The organism is Rhodoferax ferrireducens (assembly GCF_031458075.1).
GTDB classification, from domain to species: domain Bacteria; phylum Pseudomonadota; class Gammaproteobacteria; order Burkholderiales; family Burkholderiaceae_C; genus Rhodoferax_B; species Rhodoferax_B ferrireducens_A.
Genome location: NZ_JAVDXT010000001.1, coordinates 1,196,274 through 1,211,123, shown reverse-complemented (window position 1 = coordinate 1,211,123; position 14,850 = coordinate 1,196,274). Strand labels below are relative to the sequence as shown.

Genomic DNA, 14,850 nt, shown 5'->3' with positions numbered 1-14,850 from the left:
CTTCAAAGGAGACACCATGGAAGACCTCGACACCCTGGTCTTGCGCACCGCCGTAGGCTGGCAGGCCCAGGGGTTGCCGGTGGTGCTGGTCACCGTGGCGCGCACCTGGGGCTCCTCGCCCCGGCCACCGGGCTCGCTGATGGCCCTCAACGGGCGCGGGGAGACGGTGGGCTCGGTCTCGGGCGGCTGTATCGAGGACGACCTGATCCTGCGTATCCGAGAGGGTGGCGTGCAGGCAGCCTGCGCGACGGACACGCCCGCGGTGCTGCGCTACGGCATATCCGCCGATGCGGCGCACCGCTTCGGCCTGCCTTGCGGCGGCACGGTGGAACTGGTGCTGGAGCCCATGTCGCCCCGCAGCCAGCTGGAGGCGCTGCTGAAGGCCTGCCTGCAACGGCGCAACACCGAGCGGCGGCTGGACCTGCGCACCGGCGAGGTGGCATTGGGCGCAGGCCACCGGGACGGCGTGCCTGTTTTGAGCGACACCCACCTCACCACCCACCTGGGACCGCAGGCCCGCATCATCGTGATCGGTGCCGGGGACTTGTCGCGCTTTCTGTGCCAGATGGCGCTGGGCCTGGGCTTTGAGGTGATCGTCTGCGATCCGCGCGAAGAACACCGTGCGGGCTGGGCGCTAGACGGCGTGCAGCTCAGCCATGAAATGCCCGACGATCTGGTCTTGCGCTTGAAGCCCGATGCGCGCACCGCCGTGGTGGCGCTGACCCACGACCCCAAGCTGGACGATCTGGCGCTGATCGACGCGCTGCAGTCTGATGCCTTCTACGTGGGTGCCATCGGCTCGCGGCGCAACAGTGCGCTGCGCCATGAGCGGCTGCGCACGCACTTCGACATCTCCGAGTCCGCGCTGCATGCACTGCACGGCCCCGCGGGCCTGTACATCGCCAGCAAGACCCCCGCCGAAATCGCCCTGTCCATCATGGCCGAGGTGGTGGCGGTGAAGAACGGTATCCGCCAGCCCGCCCCCACACCGGTGGCCATAGGTAAGCAGAGCAAGCAGGGCAAACACGGCGAGGAAAGTGCCAGCTTTCCCGGCTGTGAAGTCGTGGCGTGATCTGATATTGAAGAAAATCTTCACAAGGCATGCAGCATTGGGCTATTTTTCTTTTGAATGCACCAACCTACAGTTAAATATGTTCAACAGAAAGCCGACATGCAAAACGTTTTAATCCTCCACGCCCACCAGTTCTACGAGGGCATTTCCACCGGCAAACTCAACGCGGCCATGGCCGACGTGGTGCAGCAGGAGATGGAGCAGCGCGGCTACACCGTGCAGCACACCCACATCGAAAAAGGCTATACGGTAGCCGACGAGGTCGCCAAACACCTGTGGGCCGACCTCATCGTTCTGCAGTCGCCCGTGTACTGGTTTGGCATGCCGTGGATCTACAAAAAGTACGTGGACGAGGTGTTTACCGCGGGCATGCTGCAGGGCAGCTTCATCACCGGCGATGGCCGCACCCGCACCGACCCCACCCGGCAGTACGGCTCGGGCGGTTTGCTGCAAGGCAAGCAGTACATGGCGTCACTCACCTGGAATGCGCCGCAAGAGGCATTCGACAACCCGGCGCAAGACCTGTTTAAAGGCAAATCGGTAGACGACGTGCTGGTGGCCAACACCGCCAACTACGCGTTTAGCGGCATGGAGGTACTGCCGTCGTTCTCATGCTTCGACGTGTTCAAGGCACCGACCGTCGAGAACGACATGGTGCGGCTACGCGCGCATCTGGCCGAGTTTGTCGTTGATTCTGAGTGTCTTATAGGGGTCTAGCGCATATTCCATATGCGCAAGCGGCTATTATTTAAGTAGCACCCTACTCCGCCCCATGCATCTGCCCGTCGATGTAATACCAGCGCCCGTCCTGCCGCACAAAGCGGCTGGTCTCGTGCATGCGCTGGGCTTTACCGCCATCGCGGCAGCGCGCGACGAACTCGACCACCCCAGCATCGCCGGCCTCCATTGCATGGCGCACTTCCAGGCCCAGCCACTTGACCGGTGGCAGTTCCAGATCCCCAGGCGCGGTGGACGGGTGCCAGGTGAACAACAAATACTCCAGCAGGCCCAGCACATAGCCGCTGTAGCGCGAGCGCATCAGCGCCTCGGCCGTGGGCGCATAAACGCCTGCATCCATGCCCTTGTGCCAGGGCGCGCAGCACTCGGCGTAGGGTTTGCCGCTGTCGCAAGGACAGGGGGCGTGGGCGGGATGCAGATTTTTCTTCATAGGCGGAGAAGCTTACTTCTTGCGCGCGGCAATGGACTTCTCGGCGGTGGCCACGAGGTCGGCGCCGATGGTCTTTTTCCACTTGTCGTACACCGGGCGGGTGGCGGCGACAAAGGCAGCACGTTCTTCAGGACTGAGCTTGGTGACGGTGACGCCCAGCGCGCCCAGGTCTTTCAGCAGCGGCTGGTCGGCTTCGACCAGGCCTTTGCGGGCAATGGCGATCTGGTCGCGGGCGGCATCCAGCGCAGCCTGCTTGACGATGGCGCGGTCGGCCTCGGTCCAGCTGGCCCAGATGTCCTTGTTCACCACAAACACCAGCGGATCGGCCACATAGCCCCACATGGTCACATGCTTTTGCGCCACGTTCTGCAGCTTGGCGGCGGTGTAGATGGAGATCGGGTTCTCCTGCCCATCCACCGCGCCGGTGGCCAGCGCGGGCTGGGCATCGGCCCAGCTCATTTGCGTGGGGTTCGCGCCCAGGGCGGTGAAGGTGTCCTGGAACAGCGGCGAGCCAACGACGCGGATCTTCAGGCCCTTCAGGTCGGCCGGCTTGTGGATGGCCAGTTTGGAGTTGCTGATTTCACGGTAGCCGTTTTCACCAAAGGCCAGGGGCTGCACACCGGCCTTGTCGATAATCTTGAAGATGTCCTTGCCGACCTGGCCTTGGGTCAGCGAGTCGATGGCCGCGTAGTCGGGCATCAGGAAGGGCAGCGAGAACAGGTTCAGCTCCTTCACCTGCGGCGACCAGTTGATGGTGGAGCCGATGGCCATGTCGATTACGCCCTGGCGCAACGCCGAGAATTCGCGCGTCTGGTCGCCCTGGATCAGCGACACGCCGGGGTACAGCTTGATGTTGATGCGGCCTTGGGTGCGCTCGCGGACCATATTGGCCCAGATCTCGCCGCCCTTGCCCCAGGGGAAGGCGGTGCCCAGCACCAGCGACATCTTGTACTCGGGCTTGTAGGTTTGGGCGATGCTGCCGGTGGTGGCCAGCATGGCGGCCGTAGCGACGGCCAGGGCGAGGAATGAGCGAACTTTCATTTTTGTCTCCTAAAAAATTAATAACCCAGATGGTGCGGCAGCCAGAGCGCCAACTGAGGGAAGGCAATCACCAGCACCATCACCAAGAACATCGAAAACAGCATCCAGCCGACCCAGGGCACGGTCTCTTCCATGCGCACCTTGGCGATGCGGCAAGACACCATCAGATTGACGGCCAGCGGCGGCGTGAACTGGCCGAGTGCGACCTTGAGAGTCAGGATCACGCCGAACCACACCAAATCCCAGTGGTAGTGCGTGGCAATCGGCAGCAGCAAGGGCACAAAGATCAAAAAGATCGACACGCCGTCGAGGAACATGCCGACGGTAACCAGCATCACGATCAGCAGCGCCAGCACGCCGTATTCGCCCAGGCCGGAATTGACGATGGCGTTGGTGATCGGGTCGATCACGCCCAGGGTGGACAGCGAATAGGCAAAGATGCCCGCCAGCGACACCACCAGCAAAATCACCGCCGACAGCTCGCCCGATTCGCGCAGGATGGGAAACAGATCGCGCACCGTCATCGTGCGGTGGATGAACATGCCGACGAACAGGCCGTAGAACACCGCCACCACGGCCGCCTCGGTGGGCGTGAACCAGCCGGCGCGCATGCCGCCCAGGATCAACACGGGGGCGGCCAGGCCCCAGACCGCATCGCGCAGGCTGGCCCAGAACGGCGGCCTTGGCAGAGTCGCTTCCAGTGCGCCCATCTTGTGTTTGCGCGACAGCCACACGGCCGGCACGATCAACGCCAGGCCGGCCAGCACGCCAGGAATCATGCCGGCAGCGAACAGCGCCGGCACCGAAGCGCCGGGCACCAGGATCGAATAGACGATGAAGGCGATAGACGGTGGAATCAGGATGTCGGTGGCCGCTGCAGCGCCCACCACGCTGGCCGAAAACGCCGGCGGATAACCCGCCTTGTTCATCGCGCTGATCATCACCGCGCCCACCGCCGCCGCACAGGCCGGGCCGGAGCCGGAAATACCGCCCAGAAACATCGCCACCGCAATCGCCACCAGCGGCAGCATGCCGGGGCCGCGCCCGACCACCGCCACCGCAAAGTTCACCAACCGCGAGGCCACACCCGAGCGGTCGAAGATCGAGCCGACCAGCACAAACATCGGGATCGCCAGCAGCGGGTACTTGCCCAGGCCGGCGTAGAAGTTCTGCGGCACGGCCAGCAGACCAAACCACTGGCTGCTGCTGTTGGCAATCGCAATCGCCGCAGCACCGGCCAGGCCCAGGGCGACGCCAATCGGCACGCCCATCAGCATCATGGTGATGAAGGTCAGAAACAAGAGCGTGGTGATCATGCTTCGCGGCCCCGGCGGATGAACAGGCCGACAGCGCGCAGCGCAATGCCTAAGGACAGAATCGGCAGCCACATCGAATACCACCAGGCAGGCAGGCCAATGCCGGGCGTGGTTTCTTCAAAGCGGTAGTCGTCCCAGACCATGCGGATGCTCAGCGTGCCGATCAGGGTGAACAGAATTGCCACCATCACCGCGCCAAAGCGCGACAGGCCTTTGCGGCGCGCCATGCTGCCGCTGTCGGAGAAGTATTCGATGCGGATGTGCCGATCCCGCGCGACCGCGGCCGAGGCGGCCACCAGGGTCAACGCAATCATCAGGAACACCGAGATTTCCTCGGTCCAGGCAAACGACTCGTTGGTGAAGTAGCGCGCCAGCACATTGGCAAAAGTAATTAGCGCCAGCGCGCCCATCACCAGCACGGTCAGCCAGTCTTCGATCTTCAAAGGGACGGTGGTCTGGGGGTCGGGTTCGGGGGCGTCTACGGCGGGCGCGTCTGGCCCAGGCTGGGAGTCGGAGGACATACGGGTCAGGGGATATGAGAGACAGGACCAAAGTCGGCCCACCGGGCGCGTGACAGAAGCAACGGCGCGGCAAAAAACCAGCCGGCATCATAACTTTGTTACATCCCCTGCCGCCCCCGAACACCCTAGGGTTTACGCGAGGTAAACCGACATCCGTTGTCTACCCCCAAGCAATGCATTCTTGGCGGCTCAGGCCCCGGGTGCCCGCAGGGCTTGACTCAACTGGTCGGCCAGCTCGGCCCAGTCCGAATCCTGCTGCAAGGCCTCGCGCAGAAACGTGGCCTGCGCGGGCGACCAGAACGTCGCGTCCGGCAACTGGATGTTGCCAGCCAGCGGCGAGTGCATGGCCAGAAAGTGGGCAATGCTTTGCGCGTCAGAAGGAAGTCCCAGCTGGGCGAAAAGCTCGGTGAAGCGGTGTGTAGAAGTGTCCATGCCTTACCTTACTGCATTTTGGGCGCCGGGGCGATAGGACAGGGGCTTGGGGGCAGTCGTCATCGAAGCGGGTCGAGCCGGGGTCGCTCCATGGCAATGGATGATTCTGTAAACCCTAGTTTCTTAAAGAACTCCGCTGCGCCATCTCTGCCAGCCCGCAGTACCCAGGTGATGGTTTTGTCCGAACCGATGATTGCATCTACCAGGGCTTGGCCAATGCCTTGTCGACGGAACGGCTCGGCGACAACGACCATGGATATATACCCGTTCGATATGCCGTCTGTGATGGCGCGCGCAAACCCGACAAGCTCGTTATCAACCAAGGCCACGACAACGCGTTGCGATGCAGAAACCAGCTGCGCAAGTTGTGCCACGCCGCCAATACGGTGCGCCCAGCCATTGTTGAGAAGAAGGCGGTAAACGCCATCAAGGTCCGCCGTGGAAATACTCCGCACGTCCATCCTTTTCTCCTTAACGCGACTACCGCCGCTTCTTGGCGATTTTGACCACGCGTGGCACCGTGATGCCCAGCGCCGCCCGGGCCAGCGCGTCGGCCTCGCTATTGCGGTGCTGCGGTATCCACAGCAGCTCGGCCTGCTCGAAGGACTGGAACAGCGCCCGCGCTTCCCCGAACAAGGCCTCCAGCCGCGCAATCGGCTTGGCGTTGGTATCGGTGATCTGCTCGACCACCACGCTGTTGTCGCAATGCACGCGCAACGCGCGGGCGCCGCGGGCCTGCAGCTCCTGCAGCGCCGCCATCAGCGCACGCAGCTCGGCTTCGTTGTTGCAGGCCTGCAGCTGCGGTGCCCGCGACAGCGTGTGGCGCGTGCCATCGGGGGCGATCAACAGCACGCCCAGGCCGATGCGGCCGGGGTTGGGCACGGCACTGCCGTCACAGTAAACAATCCAGGGGTCCATCGGCGATCTTCCGTTGGCCCGCATTCTGCAGGAACTGCGGCCCGGTGCGACGCCCGGCCAGTCTCAATAGGTCTTGTACGGCAGGAACTTGCCCGACAGCACCACCTTGACCCGATCCCCCTTGGGGTCCGGTTGGCGTTCGATGTCCATGCTGAAGTCGATGGCGCTCATGATGCCGTCGCCAAACTCTTCATGGATCAGCTCCTTGATCGTGGTGCCGTAGACGCTGACGATCTCGTACCAGCGGTAGATCAGCGGGTCGGTCGGTACCGGAGTGGGCAGCGAGCCCTTGTACGGCACCACCTGCAGCCACTTCTGCTCGTCGCTGCTCAGGCCGAAGATCTTGCCGATGACCTTGGCCTGCTCGGGTGTGCAGGTCATCTGGCCCAGGCAGGCGGCCGTGGTCCATTCCTTGGACTGCCCGACCTTCTTGGCCACGGCCGCCCACTGGATGCCTTTGGCGACCTTGACGGTGATGATCTTCTCGGTGATGTCGTTGCGGTTCATGGATGCTCCTGACTGGGTTTATGAAAAACGGTATCTTTTTGATAGCATCTTGCGCAGGCAATATCTGCGCCAGCTGCCGATTGGAGGCTTAACTTTCTCCTATAAATCCATAGCACTCAGCGAGGCATGTTCGTCCGGCCGGCGCCCCAGCGGCCAGTGGAATTTGCGCTCGGCCTCGCTGATCGCCAGGTCGTTGATGCTGGCAAAGCGCCAGGCCATCAGGCCCTGTTCGGTGAACTCCCAGTTCTCGTTGCCATAGCTTCGAAACCACTGGCCGGCGGCGTCGTGCCACTCGTAGGCAAAGCGCACGGCGATGCGGTTGCCGGTGAAGGCCCAGAGCTCCTTGACCAGCCGGTAGTCCAGCTCCTTGGCCCATTTGCGGGTCAGGAACTGGTGCACCTCGGCGCGGCCCACAGGGAATTCGGCGCGGTTGCGCCAGCGCGTGTCCTCGGTATAGACCTGGACCACGCGGTCCGGGTCGCGGCTGTTCCAGGCGTCTTCGGCCATGCGGGTTTTTTGGGTGGCCGATTCGAAAGTGAACGGCGGCAGCGGCGGTTTGGTTTCCATGGTGTGTCCTTAAAGGTTGGTGGCGTGGTGGTGCACCGGGTGCAAAAGTGTGTCGGCGACGAGGTGCATGCCGCGTTCGCATTCGTCCAGCGTGGTCGGGCCGCCCAGGCAGATGCGCACCGCATCCGGCGGGTCGCCGTCGGTGGAAAACGCGGCGCTGGCCACCACACCCACGCCCTGGCTGCGCAGATGGGCCGCCAATTCCACCGGGCTCCAGCCCTCGGCGACCGGCAGCCACAGATGGAAGGACTCAGGGTGGCCCAGCATGCCGTACGGCGCCAGGTAGCGCTCGGCAATCGCCTGGCGCGCCGTGCATTCATCGCGGATGGCGTTCAGCATGGCCTCTGCCGTGCCGTCCTCCACCCAGAAGCTGGCCAGCGCATTGGTGAACGGCGAGGCCATCACGGTGGTGGCGCGCATGGCGCCGGCCAGGCGCTGCGACTGGCGGTCGCCCGGCGAGCACACATAGGCGTTGCGCAGGCCCGCGCCAAAGCACTTGGAAAAGCCGGTGATGTAGTAGGTCAGGCCCGGCGCCAAGGTGGCCATGGCCGGAGGCAGCTCTCTGGGCAACATCGCATAGGCATCGTCTTCGATGATCGGAATCGCGTAGCGCAGCGCCACATCGGCCAGGGCTTCGCGCCGGGACCGGCTGACGGTAGCGGTGGTCGGGTTCAGCAGCGTGGGGTTGCAGTACAGCGCCTTGGGGTGCAGGGTTTTGCAGGCATGCTCAAAAGCCTCGGCGCTGGGGCCGTCGTCGTCCAGCGGCAACGCGTGCAGCTGGATGCCGAGCTGGGCGGCGATAGCTTTCACCCCAGGGTAGGTCAGCGCCTCCACGCAGACCAGCTCGCCGGGCCGCGCCAGTTGCGAAAACAGCGCCGTCAACACGCTGTGGATGCCGGGACACACCAGCACCTGCTCGACCCGGCAGGTGGGCAGGCGCCGGCGCAGCCACTGGGCGGCCACCTCGCGGTCGTGCAGCGTGCCGCCAAAGTCCTGGTAGCGCAGCAGCGCGTACAGGTCCGCACTGGCCAGCACACCGGCGGCCGTGTCGTGCATGTGGGCCAGCAGGGCCGGGTCTTGCGGCTCGGGCGGCAGGTTCATGGTCATCTCGGCCGCACTGCCACCGCGCAACGGCAGGCTCGGGCTACGACCCCGGATGAAGGTACCCATGCCTGCGTGCGTGTCGATCAGGCCGCGCTTGCGCGCCTCGCTGTAGCCGCGCGCCACCGTGGTGTAGTTCAGCTGCAGGTCTTCGGCCAGCTCGCGCAGCGTAGGCAGCCGGTCGCGCGCCACCAGGCGGCCGGTGCGCACGTCGTCGGCAATCAGGTCGGCGATCGACAGATAGGCCGGCTTGTCGCTCTTTTGCAGCTTCTTGGTCCAGTGGACAGGGGTCTTATTCATGGCGTGTGACTGGCTCGTTCAACTTGATCGCATGACTTGATCGTATTTGCATGCAATCAATGATGCAATTTTCGAGCCTGTCCACTCCCACAGAAACGCATCCTGCCGGTGCATAAAAACCATTTATCGGGTGCATTGATCGCATGGCAAACGCATTAATCCAGTGCATTGCTGGGACCGCAAAAGCGGGGATTCCGAGCCCGCAAAAAATATTTCGGGCGGCCCGGAGTTGCCCAGCCTGGTTGATGGCGACTTGATCGCATGGCAGTGCCTGGCCGGTGGCACAGAGCATGCAAAAAGCAGGGGGCGATTCCCTTTCATCCACCCTGTACCTACCGGAGATTCCCCATGCCCAAAGTCACCAAGCCCACAAACGCCAAAGGCGATTTCCTCGTCGACTATGAAGAAAAAGTCTTTGAAGACGTGAAGGCCGATCCGGGCCAGAAAGCCCTGGTCACCTTCCACACCGTGGCCTTCGAAGGCTCGATCGGCTTCGTCAATCTGCTACAGGCCACGCGCTTGCTGCGCAAAGGGTTTGAGACCTCGGTGCTGCTGTACGGCCCGGGCGTGACGCTGGGCGTGCAGCGCGGCTTCCCCACGCTGGGTGACGAGGCCTTTCCTGGGCACCAGAACTTCAACAACCAGATCACCAAGTTCATGGCCGAAGGCGGCAAGGTCTACGCCTGCCGCTTTGCGCTGCAGGCGCTGTACGGCCACGGCGAAGGTGCTCTGATCGAAGGCATCCGCCCCATCAGCCCGCTGGATGTGCTGGACATTGTGCTGATCCACAAGAAGGCCAACGCGGTCATTCTGGACACCTGGACACTGTAAGGACACACGACGATGGCTTCCACACCACGTACCGTCCGTGCCGCAGCGGTGCAGATCGCGCCGGACCTCGAGCGCCCCGAGGGCACGCTGGAGCGTGTGTGCGGGGCTATCGACGAAGCCGCTGCCAAGGGCGTGCAGATCATGGTCTTCCCAGAGACCTTCATGCCCTACTACCCCTACTTCTCCTTCGTGCTGCCGCCGGTGCTGCAGGGTGCCCCCCACCTCAAGCTGTACGAGCAGGCGGTGGTGGTGCCCGGCCCGGTGACGGCAGCCGTGGCCGAGCGGGCGCGGGCCCACGGCATCGTGGTGGTGCTGGGCGTGAACGAGCGCGACTTTGGGAGCCTGTACAACACCCAGCTGATCTTTGACGCCGACGGCAGCCTGGCACTCAAACGGCGCAAGATCACCCCCACCTACCACGAGCGCATGGTCTGGGGCATGGGCGATGGCGCCGGGCTGAAGGTGGTGGACACCGCCGTCGGCCGCGTCGGCGCGCTGGCCTGCTGGGAACACTACAACCCGCTGGCCCGCTACAGCCTGATGGCGCAGCATGAAGAGATCCACTGCGCGCAGTTCCCCGGCTCGCTGGTCGGGCCGATCTTTGCCGAACAAATGGAAGTCACCATCCGCCACCACGCACTCGAGTCCGGCTGTTTTGTCATCAACGCCACGGGTTGGCTGACGGACGCGCAAATCCAGTCCATCACCCCCGACGCGGGCCTGCAGAAAGCGCTGCGCGGCGGCTGCCACACCGCCATTATTTCGCCCGAAGGCAAGCACCTGGCGCCACCGCTGACCGAGGGCGAAGGCATGGTGATTGCCGACCTGGACATGGCGCTGATCACCAAGCGCAAACGCATGATGGATTCGGTCGGCCACTACGCCCGGCCCGAGCTGCTGGGCCTGGTGCTGAACGACCGCCCCGCCACGCCCATGCAGCGTATGGCGGCCACCCCTTCCACTTCTGAAAGCCTGTATGAACCCCAGCCTCCAGCCCATGAATCGTGAGTTGATGACCGAGCTGCAGTCCTTCGGGCTGCGGCTGGTGGACCCCAGCGCCGGTGTCGCCAGCCGCAAGGGCGGCGCCGGCCCCAGCGACCACAAGGCGGTGACGGTGGACGGCCACACCATCATGGTGCCGGTGCATACCTCCACCGCCTGGAACTCACCCTTCACCGCGCTGGCGCCAGATGCCCAGGGCCGCAGCGTGGTGACGCGCGGCAGCATCCCGATTGCGAGTATCAGCTTCCCCAGGCAGCCGCGCTTTTACGCAATGCAGACCCTGGACGGCGTGCCCTACTCGCACATCGCCACGCTGCACGGCGCGGACGTGCTGGCCACCACGGTGCTGCAGACCTGCATCCGCTACGAGAGCCGCAAGAAGACCTGCAAGTTCTGCGCAATCGGCCAGTCGCTGGCGGCAGGCCGCACCATCGCCCACAAGACGCCGCAGCAGCTGGCAGAAGTGGCCCGCGCCGCCGTGCTGCTGGACGGCATCCAACACATGGTGATGACCACCGGCACACCCAACGCCACCGACCGGGGTGCGCAAGTGCTGTGTGACAGTGCGTTCGCCATCAAGGCCGCCGTCAACATCCCCATCCAGGGCCAGTGCGAGCCGCCGGACAAAGATGTGTGGTTCGACCGTATGCTGGCCTCGGGCATAGACACCTTGGGCATGCATCTGGAAGTGGTGACGCCGGAGCTGCGCGAAAAGATCATGCCCGGCAAGGCCCAGGTGCCGATCAGCCGCTACATGGAAGCGTTCGAAGCCTCCGTGCGCGTGTTTGGCCGCGGCCAGGTCAGCACCTACATCCTGGCCGGCCTGGGCGATACGCGCGAGGCGATTCTGCAGATCTGCGACCAGTTGCTGGCACTCGGTGTCTATCCGTTCGTCGTGCCCTTCGTGCCGATCAGCGGTACGCCGCTAGAAGACCACGCCGCGCCCTCGCCCGAGTTCATGCAATCGATTTTGCAACCCCTGGGCCGCAGCGTGGCGGCGGCGAATCTGCGCTCCAGCGACATCAAGGCCGGCTGCGGCAAGTGCGGCGCGTGCTCATCGCTGTCGGTCTACGAAACCTGAAAGGAAGCACCATGCTCTGCATCGACAACGTGCTGGAAACCCCGCCCGCTTGGGCCCCGGTCGAGTTCCGGGTACGCGCCGCCTGCCAGGACTGGGAGCGGCGCGAAGCCCATGCGCTGCGCCGGGCGGTGTTCTGCATCGAGCAAGGCATCTTCAGCGGCGACGACCGGGATGCCATCGACGAGCATGCGCAGCTGCTGGTAGCCATGTCCTGCCGCGGCGGCATGCCGGACCAGGTGGTGGGCACGGTACGCATCCATGAGAAATCGCCCGGCCTGTGGTGGGGCTCGCGGTTGGCCGTCCATCCATCCTTTCGCAGCCAGGGCAACCTGGGCGCGACCCTGATACGCCTGGCGGTCAGCCGCGCCCATGCGCTGGGATGCCACACCTTTTTAGCCCATGTGCAGGCGCAGAACGCGCCGCTGTTCCGCCGTCTCAAATGGCAGCAACTGGCCGAGCTCAGCATCCATGGCCGGCCGCATTGCGAAATGCAGGCCGACCTGGCGGCCTATCCGCCTTGCTTCGATCCGGTCAGCGGCTTTGTGACCCGTGCGCGGAGCTCGCTATGAGTGCCGAGCAGCTCTGCAACTTCCTGCGCGACAGCCGCGGCTTTGCCCACAAGCGCGACATCAGCGACATCGTCAGCGCGCTGGGCGCGGCCCTGCCCGGCGGCAGCGCAGCGCTGGCCCAGGCCGTGCCGCTGGGCGACGATTGCGCGGCCATCCCCGACGGCCAGGGCGGCTATCTGTTGTTCGCCATCGAAGGCCTGGTGGAAGACTTCATCGCCCGCATGCCCTGGTTCGCCGGCTACTGCAGCCTGATGGTGAATGTGAGCGACATCTACGCCATGGGCGGCCGGCCCACCGCCGTGGTGAATGCGCTGTGGAGCCATGGCATGCCCCCGGCCACCGAGATACTGCAGGGCATGGCGCAGGCCTCGCAGGCCTACGGCGTGCCCATCGTCGGCGGCCACAGCAACAACCGCAGCGAGCGGCCGCAGCTGGCCGTCGCCATCCTCGGCCACGCCAAGGCCTTGCTGACCAGCTTCAACGCCCGCCCTGGCGACAGGCTGGTGATGGCGGTAGATCTGCGTGGCGCCTATGAGGAGCCCTTCCCCTACTGGAACGCATCGACCCGCGCACCCGCGGCCCGGCTGCGCGGCGATTTGGAACTGCTGCCACGCTTCGCGGAAGACGGCCTGTGCGATGCGGCCAAGGACATCAGCATGGCCGGCGCCGTCGGCACGGCGATGATGCTGCTGGAGTGCTCGCAGGTCGGCGCTGTCATCGACGTGGGTGCGATCCCGCGCCCCGAGGGTGTGCCACTGCAGCGCTGGCTCAGCTCCTTCCCCAGCTACGGCTTTGTGCTCAGCGCGCGACCCGAGCACCTGGGCGAAGTCATGGCGCGTTTTGCGGTGCGCGACATCGCCTGCAGCGTGGTCGGCGAAGTCACGGCCCGCCGTCAGGTGCATCTGCGCCAAGGCGACAGCCAGGCCCTGCTGTGGGACTTTACCGAGGACGCATTCATTTGCGAGGCTGCAGGAGTCGCAGCATGAGGATAGGCCTGCTCACCCATTCGGTGAACCCGCGCGGCGGCGTAGTGCACACCATCGAGCTGGCACACGCGCTGTGTGACGCCGGCCACGATGTGACGGTGATGGCACCGGCCACACCGGGCCAGCAATTCTTCCGCCCGCTGCGCTGCGCGTCCGAGCTGGTGCCCATAGCCCCCACACCACCCAGCACACCGAGCGACATGGTCGCCATGGTCAACAGCCGCATCGCGGCGTATATAGACCATCTGACGCCGCTGCTGCAGCGTGCGCATTTCGATGTGCTGCACTGCCATGACGGCATAGGCGGCAACGCATTGGCCACCCTGCAAGAGCGCGGCCTGGTCAACGGCTTCGTGCGCACCGTGCACCACATGGACAACTTTGCCCAGCCCCAGCTGATGGCCTGGCAGCACCGCTCCGTACACCAAGCCCAGCAGGTGCTGTGCGTCAGCCGGCTGTGGCGCGATGCGCTGCGGCAGGAGCACGGCATTGCCGCCATCGAAGTACCGAACGGCGTGGATGCCACGCGCTACGGCCCGACTCCGCAAGCTGCAGACGCCGCCCTGGCGCACCGCTTAGGCATCCGTAGTATCGGACGGGTACTGCTCTGCGTCGGTGGCGTGGAGGAACGCAAGAACACCGTGCGCGTGCTGCAGGCCTTCATCCAGCTGCGCGCGCAAATGCCCGATCTGCAACTGGTGATCGCCGGCGGCGCCAGCCTGCTCGACCACAGCGCGTATGCCCGCACATTCCAGGCCCTGCTGCAAGCCAGCGGCTGCAGCCACGACGTGCTGCTGACCGGCCCACTGGCCGATGCCGACATGCCCGGCCTGTTCCGCCTGGCCGACGTGGTTGCCATGCCCTCGCTCAGCGAAGGCTTCGGCCTGGTGGTGCTGGAGGCCCTGTGCAGCGGTGTGCCGGTGGTGGTATCCCACATCGCACCGTTTACCGAATACCTACGGACCGATGACTGCAGCTGGGCCGACCCGCTGGATGCCGGCTCGATTGCCGATGCCATCCAGCAGGCGCTGGCGCATGCCGACCGGCAGCGCATCGCCGCGTCCGCGGCCCGGCTCGCCGCCCAGTTCAGCTGGCCGCGCAGCGCCGCACTGCATGCCGATATTTATTCAAAAATGAGAGCACCCAGCCTATGCCTGTAATGCACTTCCACATCGTTTGGCCCGATCAAACGCAAACCCGCTGCTACTCCCCCTCGCTGGTGGTGCAGGACTATTTGCAGGTCGGCCACAGCTACCCGCTGAACGACTTTCTGCAGCGCAGCCGTGAGGCGCTGAACATCGCCTCGGAACGGGTGCGCGCCAAGTACGGCTTTGCCTGTTCGCAGGCGATGGACCAACTGGCCGAAATCGAACATCTGGCCGCCCCGTTTCAGCCCCAGGCCGACGCGCAAGTGTTGGTCACCGCTTTCAGCTAAATA

At 64.6% G+C, this 14,850-nt stretch carries 19 protein-coding genes; 9 read left to right on the top strand and 10 right to left on the bottom strand.

What is annotated here, in order from left to right:
* The first annotated feature begins 16 nt into the window (after positions 1-16).
* The gene (locus tag J2X19_RS05755; RefSeq protein ID WP_310371435.1) at positions 17-1,072 is read left to right on the top strand and encodes an XdhC family protein; all 1,056 of its coding nucleotides are present in this window, start codon (positions 17-19) and stop codon (positions 1,070-1,072) included.
* 99 nt (positions 1,073-1,171) lie between these two features.
* Entirely contained in the window at positions 1,172-1,789 is a 618-nt protein-coding gene (locus J2X19_RS05750; protein WP_310371433.1) for an NAD(P)H-dependent oxidoreductase, read from the top strand.
* A gap of 43 nt (positions 1,790-1,832) precedes the next feature.
* Here J2X19_RS05750 and J2X19_RS05745 read toward each other — a convergent pair whose 3' ends face one another.
* The 10 genes from J2X19_RS05745 to J2X19_RS05700 form a co-directional block, all read right to left on the bottom strand.
* Positions 1,833-2,240 (bottom strand): YchJ family protein, encoded by a 408-nt coding sequence (locus tag J2X19_RS05745; protein ID WP_116604383.1) that lies wholly within the window; start codon positions 2,238-2,240, stop codon positions 1,833-1,835.
* A 12-nt stretch (positions 2,241-2,252) separates the two neighbouring features.
* Positions 2,253-3,281 (bottom strand): DctP family TRAP transporter solute-binding subunit, encoded by a 1,029-nt coding sequence (locus tag J2X19_RS05740; RefSeq protein ID WP_310371430.1) that lies wholly within the window; start codon positions 3,279-3,281, stop codon positions 2,253-2,255.
* A gap of 17 nt (positions 3,282-3,298) precedes the next feature.
* Positions 3,299-4,597: a TRAP transporter large permease gene (locus tag J2X19_RS05735; protein ID WP_310371428.1), complete on the bottom strand. Its 1,299-nt coding sequence runs from the start codon at positions 4,595-4,597 to the stop codon at positions 3,299-3,301.
* Positions 4,594-5,118 (bottom strand): TRAP transporter small permease, encoded by a 525-nt coding sequence (locus tag J2X19_RS05730; RefSeq protein WP_116604386.1) that lies wholly within the window; start codon positions 5,116-5,118, stop codon positions 4,594-4,596. Before J2X19_RS05730 ends, J2X19_RS05735 begins: the two co-directional genes overlap by 4 nt.
* A gap of 189 nt (positions 5,119-5,307) precedes the next feature.
* On the bottom strand, positions 5,308-5,550 hold the full coding sequence (locus tag J2X19_RS05725; protein ID WP_116604387.1) for a DUF2789 domain-containing protein: 243 nt from the start codon (positions 5,548-5,550) through the stop codon (positions 5,308-5,310).
* A gap of 59 nt (positions 5,551-5,609) precedes the next feature.
* Positions 5,610-6,011, bottom strand: a complete 402-nt coding sequence (locus tag J2X19_RS05720) for a GNAT family N-acetyltransferase (protein ID WP_310371423.1) — start codon at positions 6,009-6,011, stop codon at positions 5,610-5,612.
* Between the two features lie 19 nt (positions 6,012-6,030).
* A complete protein-coding gene (locus J2X19_RS05715) occupies positions 6,031-6,468 on the bottom strand; it encodes a ribonuclease HI family protein (RefSeq protein ID WP_310371420.1) in 438 nt (145 codons plus the stop codon).
* A 63-nt stretch (positions 6,469-6,531) separates the two neighbouring features.
* Positions 6,532-6,975: a cyanase gene (gene cynS / locus J2X19_RS05710; protein WP_116604389.1), complete on the bottom strand. Its 444-nt coding sequence runs from the start codon at positions 6,973-6,975 to the stop codon at positions 6,532-6,534.
* Between the two features lie 99 nt (positions 6,976-7,074).
* Complete coding sequence (locus J2X19_RS05705; protein WP_310371417.1) at positions 7,075-7,542, bottom strand: nuclear transport factor 2 family protein; 468 nt, start codon at positions 7,540-7,542, stop codon at positions 7,075-7,077.
* Positions 7,543-7,551: 9 nt separating this feature from the next.
* Positions 7,552-8,943 carry an aminotransferase-like domain-containing protein gene (locus J2X19_RS05700; RefSeq protein ID WP_310371416.1) on the bottom strand — a complete coding sequence of 464 codons (1,392 nt, stop codon included), beginning with the start codon at positions 8,941-8,943 and terminating at the stop codon, positions 7,552-7,554.
* Positions 8,944-9,291: 348 nt separating this feature from the next.
* Between J2X19_RS05700 and J2X19_RS05695 the strand changes: the two genes are divergently transcribed.
* From J2X19_RS05695 to J2X19_RS05665, 7 genes are read left to right on the top strand one after another with little or no spacing between them, the layout of a single operon-like run.
* The gene (locus tag J2X19_RS05695; protein ID WP_310371414.1) at positions 9,292-9,774 is read left to right on the top strand and encodes an MSMEG_0572/Sll0783 family nitrogen starvation response protein; all 483 of its coding nucleotides are present in this window, start codon (positions 9,292-9,294) and stop codon (positions 9,772-9,774) included.
* A 12-nt stretch (positions 9,775-9,786) separates the two neighbouring features.
* Positions 9,787-10,782, top strand: coding sequence for a Nit6803 family nitrilase (locus J2X19_RS05690; RefSeq protein WP_310371412.1), 996 nt, complete (start codon positions 9,787-9,789; stop codon positions 10,780-10,782).
* Positions 10,783-10,786: 4 nt separating this feature from the next.
* The gene (locus J2X19_RS05685; protein ID WP_310372640.1) at positions 10,787-11,857 is read left to right on the top strand and encodes an MSMEG_0568 family radical SAM protein; all 1,071 of its coding nucleotides are present in this window, start codon (positions 10,787-10,789) and stop codon (positions 11,855-11,857) included.
* Positions 11,858-11,868: 11 nt separating this feature from the next.
* The gene (locus tag J2X19_RS05680; protein WP_310371410.1) at positions 11,869-12,426 is read left to right on the top strand and encodes an MSMEG_0567/Sll0786 family nitrogen starvation N-acetyltransferase; all 558 of its coding nucleotides are present in this window, start codon (positions 11,869-11,871) and stop codon (positions 12,424-12,426) included.
* A complete protein-coding gene (locus J2X19_RS05675; protein WP_310371408.1) occupies positions 12,423-13,412 on the top strand; it encodes a sll0787 family AIR synthase-like protein in 990 nt (329 codons plus the stop codon). The genes J2X19_RS05680 and J2X19_RS05675 overlap by 4 nt, the downstream gene beginning before the upstream one ends.
* Positions 13,409-14,572 carry an MSMEG_0565 family glycosyltransferase gene (locus J2X19_RS05670; protein WP_310371406.1) on the top strand — a complete coding sequence of 388 codons (1,164 nt, stop codon included), beginning with the start codon at positions 13,409-13,411 and terminating at the stop codon, positions 14,570-14,572. The genes J2X19_RS05675 and J2X19_RS05670 overlap by 4 nt, the downstream gene beginning before the upstream one ends.
* Positions 14,563-14,847: an MSMEG_0570 family nitrogen starvation response protein gene (locus tag J2X19_RS05665; protein WP_310371403.1), complete on the top strand. Its 285-nt coding sequence runs from the start codon at positions 14,563-14,565 to the stop codon at positions 14,845-14,847. Before J2X19_RS05670 ends, J2X19_RS05665 begins: the two co-directional genes overlap by 10 nt.
* Positions 14,848-14,850: the final 3 nt, after the last annotated feature.

What these genes read in the sequence shown, in the direction of transcription:
- J2X19_RS05755 (WP_310371435.1), top strand. Translation starts at nt 17, where the DNA reads ATGGAAGACCTCGACACCCTGGTCTTGCGCACCGCCGTAGGCTGGCAG.
- J2X19_RS05750 (WP_310371433.1), top strand. Translation starts at nt 1,172, where the DNA reads ATGCAAAACGTTTTAATCCTCCACGCCCACCAGTTCTACGAGGGCATT.
- J2X19_RS05745 (WP_116604383.1), bottom strand. Translation starts at nt 2,240, where the DNA reads ATGAAGAAAAATCTGCATCCCGCCCACGCCCCCTGTCCTTGCGACAGC.
- J2X19_RS05740 (WP_310371430.1), bottom strand. Translation starts at nt 3,281, where the DNA reads ATGAAAGTTCGCTCATTCCTCGCCCTGGCCGTCGCTACGGCCGCCATG.
- J2X19_RS05735 (WP_310371428.1), bottom strand. Translation starts at nt 4,597, where the DNA reads ATGATCACCACGCTCTTGTTTCTGACCTTCATCACCATGATGCTGATG.
- J2X19_RS05730 (WP_116604386.1), bottom strand. Translation starts at nt 5,118, where the DNA reads ATGTCCTCCGACTCCCAGCCTGGGCCAGACGCGCCCGCCGTAGACGCC.
- J2X19_RS05725 (WP_116604387.1), bottom strand. Translation starts at nt 5,550, where the DNA reads ATGGACACTTCTACACACCGCTTCACCGAGCTTTTCGCCCAGCTGGGA.
- J2X19_RS05720 (WP_310371423.1), bottom strand. Translation starts at nt 6,011, where the DNA reads ATGGACGTGCGGAGTATTTCCACGGCGGACCTTGATGGCGTTTACCGC.
- J2X19_RS05715 (WP_310371420.1), bottom strand. Translation starts at nt 6,468, where the DNA reads ATGGACCCCTGGATTGTTTACTGTGACGGCAGTGCCGTGCCCAACCCC.
- cynS (WP_116604389.1), bottom strand. Translation starts at nt 6,975, where the DNA reads ATGAACCGCAACGACATCACCGAGAAGATCATCACCGTCAAGGTCGCC.
- J2X19_RS05705 (WP_310371417.1), bottom strand. Translation starts at nt 7,542, where the DNA reads ATGGAAACCAAACCGCCGCTGCCGCCGTTCACTTTCGAATCGGCCACC.
- J2X19_RS05700 (WP_310371416.1), bottom strand. Translation starts at nt 8,943, where the DNA reads ATGAATAAGACCCCTGTCCACTGGACCAAGAAGCTGCAAAAGAGCGAC.
- J2X19_RS05695 (WP_310371414.1), top strand. Translation starts at nt 9,292, where the DNA reads ATGCCCAAAGTCACCAAGCCCACAAACGCCAAAGGCGATTTCCTCGTC.
- J2X19_RS05690 (WP_310371412.1), top strand. Translation starts at nt 9,787, where the DNA reads ATGGCTTCCACACCACGTACCGTCCGTGCCGCAGCGGTGCAGATCGCG.
- J2X19_RS05685 (WP_310372640.1), top strand. Translation starts at nt 10,787, where the DNA reads ATGACCGAGCTGCAGTCCTTCGGGCTGCGGCTGGTGGACCCCAGCGCC.
- J2X19_RS05680 (WP_310371410.1), top strand. Translation starts at nt 11,869, where the DNA reads ATGCTCTGCATCGACAACGTGCTGGAAACCCCGCCCGCTTGGGCCCCG.
- J2X19_RS05675 (WP_310371408.1), top strand. Translation starts at nt 12,423, where the DNA reads ATGAGTGCCGAGCAGCTCTGCAACTTCCTGCGCGACAGCCGCGGCTTT.
- J2X19_RS05670 (WP_310371406.1), top strand. Translation starts at nt 13,409, where the DNA reads ATGAGGATAGGCCTGCTCACCCATTCGGTGAACCCGCGCGGCGGCGTA.
- J2X19_RS05665 (WP_310371403.1), top strand. Translation starts at nt 14,563, where the DNA reads ATGCCTGTAATGCACTTCCACATCGTTTGGCCCGATCAAACGCAAACC.